Genomic DNA, 3,381 nt, shown 5'->3' on the forward strand with positions numbered 1-3,381 from the left:
TCGTATTATTATCAACCACTGTCTTATGAAAATTATGATGTGATAATAAACCCGTCAATTTTGGAGCCTGTGGTGCAAATTGGGATGAATATACGATTACAATATTCACCGAAACCTAAAGAAGCAAAGGTAGAGCCTATAGTTAAAACCGAAATCAAACACCAATACTATGTGGTGTCTCCAAACGGTACCTTAGATATCAAAGCATTACAAACCGATTAATATAACTCTCACGAAACGAGCATGTTGATAATATTAAAATAAATGACTTTTAGCGAACAACATGTAACCTTAGAGGAACAATACATATAACCACATGAAAACAGCAATTATATTAACGATTATGACCTTACTAATGTGTTCTACTTCGGAAATTGAAAAGCTAGACTACCCGAAAGCTAAAGTCAATTACAGCAATTTTGAAAAACTAGTGAACGAAGTGAAAGATCGCAGACAAACTAGGCTAATTAGTTTTGATGCCTTTTTTGAAAAAAGCAAAGATGCCAACGTGATTATTTTAGACACCCGCTCTAAAGCAATGTGCAACAAGAGGCATATTAAAGAAACACTACATTTAAATTTTTTAGACTTTTCTCAAAGTAATTTGGTTAAGATCACTCCAGATACCGACACGACTAACTTAATATATTGCACTACTAAATTTGATGGTGAAGAAGTTCACTTTATGAGCAAAACCTCATGGCTTCCACCTTACGAAGAAGAAAAAAAAACAGACATTATCATTGGATTTAAATACCCAACCTCTATCAATTTATATGGTCATGGACACAAAAATAGCTATGAGTTAGACGAATTAATCTTCTTAACCAATCAAAGAATCGAATATGAAGGCACTTAATTTAATCGAGAAATCATAATAATTAAAATGAAACACCCTATCTCAAATGATCAAAAAAATTGCACACAGTATTTGGATATTCCACCTAACAATAATAAAACAACAAACACATGATCACAAATTTTAAAACACTCGCAGTCTTATTATGTATGATTGGATTTATGTCCTGTAATGCGAATGATAAAAAAAATAAAAAACAATTAGCGCTTATAGAAACTAAAGCTCCTCACCCGAATAAGCAGTCTATTAAAGTGACTTTATTATTGGACACCAGTAATAGTATGGATGGTTTAATCGACCAAGCAAAAGCACAACTCTGGGACATCGTTAATGAGTTATCTTATGCTAAATGTGGTGATGAGCAACCGAATCTAAACATTGCACTTTATGAATATGGCAATGACAATCTCAATGCCGAAGAAGGTTATATAAGACAGGTTATTGCTTTTAGCGATGATTTAGATGAAATCTCAAAACAATTGTTTTCTCTCACTACAAATGGCGGGAATGAATATTGTGGACAGGTGATTCAAACGTCATTAAACCAACTACAATGGGGAGAAAACCAGGATGACTTGAAACTTATCTTTATTGCAGGAAATGAACCTTTTTCTCAAGGAAAAATAAACTATCAAGATGCAGCAAAGCAAGCACATAACAATGGAGTTAGTGTCAATACCATTTTTTGTGGTGACTATAATCAAGGTATTTCGTCGTTTTGGAAAGATGGTGCAGATTTAGCTCACGGAGATTATATGGCCATTAATCATAATCATGAAACGACATATGTAGCGACACCTTATGATGATAAGATCTTGAAATTAAATCAAAAACTTAATGGGACTTACATTGCCTACGGAAATATCGGACGAACAAAAATGGCGCTTCAAGCAGAACAAGATGATAATGCACAAGGCTATAGTGACGAAAATGCAGTGAGTAGAACTGTTAGTAAAAGCTCTCATCTCTACAAAAACTCGTCTTGGGATTTGGTAGATGCTGAAAAAGATAAAGACTTTAAATACAGTAACTTAAGAAAGACAGAATTACCTGTAGAATTAAAAGATAAAAGCACTAAAGAGATCAAGGCTTATATCTTAAAAAAACGAAAAAGGCGTGAAAGTATCAAAACAGAAATTCAAAAACTAAATGAAAAGCGCAGACAGTTTATGAAAACACAACAAAAACAAGATGACAATGGTTTAGAAAACGCCATGATAAAGGCGATTAAAACCCAAGCAAAAGAGAAGAACTATACTTGGTAATACGTATTCTATAATTTAATATTTTACTCAGCCATTAGACCTTGAAATAAACAAAAGCGTCTCGATTAAAATCGAGACGCTTTTGTTCCATATAAATTCTTTCTTAGTTAACTGCAGGACAGTTGCACTCATACTTCTCTCTTCTACAATTAAAATTATATCCTAAGGTTATTTGGTGAAAACCTCCATTATTAAATACGACCGAGTTTGCTTGATATGAATATGTGTATGCAAATACAAAGTCGTTATAATCAACCCCTACAAACGGTGTGAAGTATTGTAGCTTCTGGCTACTTACACCAGATCCGTCTAAAAATTCAGCGCCATCTAAACTTCTTCTGTATGATAATCCTCCCCAAACTTTACCAAAGTCCATCGTTTTATAGGCTTTGGCATTAATATCAATTGATGCTTCTTCAGTGGCATCTCTATAGATAAACATCATAGATGGTTCAAAACTCCAATCGCTATTATATTTACTAAAAGTATTTCCTGCAGAAAAGATATAAGTCCTTAAGTTTTCATAACTCAAACCTTGTTCATTAAAATTAATTCCTTCATTACTTAAAAGGTTTTTTACAGTCGCATGCGCATAAAAATCAATTAAGTGATATGAGAATCCTAAATCCACATTAAAATTAGTTGCACTTTGCTCCACACCAGCAATAATCGGATCAAAACCATCAGCTAAAAATTCAGTTTCATCTAATTTATATTGAATAAACCCAGCACTTAAACCAAATGACAGCATATTTAAATCGATCTCATTTCGAGAAAACATTAAATGATGCGCATAGGTGAAATACGCTCCCGTTTGTGAATGATATCCATTCTTGTCGTTATAAACAATCGCACCAATTGCAGAAGGAGAATCTCCAATTCTACCATTAATACTTAGGGTTTGAAGGTTAGGCGCTTCATCCTGTCCAAACCATTGTGCACGAGCAGTTAATCTTACTTTAGCACAATTTGCTACACCAGCCATAGATGGGTGTATCAAATAATAATTATCAGTTAAATAATCTGAATAAATGGGTAATCCCTCTTGGGCTGTTCCTATTTGGCTGAACAGAGCTAAACATGCTATTAAACAAAACTTTTTTAGATTCATATCGATTTATCTTTTCAGGGTAAAATGGGCTTTAAATTCTTTACGGTCGCCTGTAATAGGCTCATTGTACTCTACTGCAAACCAGTAGTCGCTTGTTGGGAGTTGGCTCCCGTTGTAGGTTCCATTCCAGCCTGCTCCTGTTGGAC

Annotated in this window: 4 protein-coding genes and 1 pseudogene; 3 read left to right on the forward strand and 2 right to left on the reverse strand. The window is 34.0% G+C overall.

Annotated elements, in window-relative coordinates; translation table 11 throughout:
* The 3 genes and pseudogenes from ACJAZK_RS14900 to ACJAZK_RS14910 all read left to right on the forward strand — a co-directional run.
* Positions 1–222 (forward strand): annotated as a pseudogene (locus ACJAZK_RS14900) (SIMPL domain-containing protein); the annotation flags it as partial.
* Positions 223–316: 94 nt separating this feature from the next.
* Positions 317–859, forward strand: coding sequence for a rhodanese-like domain-containing protein (locus tag ACJAZK_RS14905; protein WP_415224726.1), 543 nt, complete (start codon positions 317–319; stop codon positions 857–859).
* 110 nt (positions 860–969) lie between these two features.
* Positions 970–2,124 carry a vWA domain-containing protein gene (locus ACJAZK_RS14910; protein ID WP_415224727.1) on the forward strand — a complete coding sequence of 385 codons (1,155 nt, stop codon included), beginning with the start codon at positions 970–972 and terminating at the stop codon, positions 2,122–2,124.
* Between the two features lie 103 nt (positions 2,125–2,227).
* Here ACJAZK_RS14910 and ACJAZK_RS14915 read toward each other — a convergent pair whose 3' ends face one another.
* Together ACJAZK_RS14915 and ACJAZK_RS14920 are read right to left on the reverse strand one after the other, a co-directional pair.
* A complete protein-coding gene (locus ACJAZK_RS14915; RefSeq protein WP_415224728.1) occupies positions 2,228–3,235 on the reverse strand; it encodes a type IX secretion system membrane protein PorP/SprF in 1,008 nt (335 codons plus the stop codon).
* A gap of 6 nt (positions 3,236–3,241) precedes the next feature.
* Positions 3,242–3,381, reverse strand: a 140-nt coding sequence (locus ACJAZK_RS14920; RefSeq protein ID WP_415224729.1) for a T9SS type B sorting domain-containing protein, incomplete at its 5' end; no start/stop codon positions are given.

The organism is Psychroserpens sp. (genome assembly GCF_047633235.1).
Taxonomy (GTDB): domain Bacteria; phylum Bacteroidota; class Bacteroidia; order Flavobacteriales; family Flavobacteriaceae; genus Psychroserpens.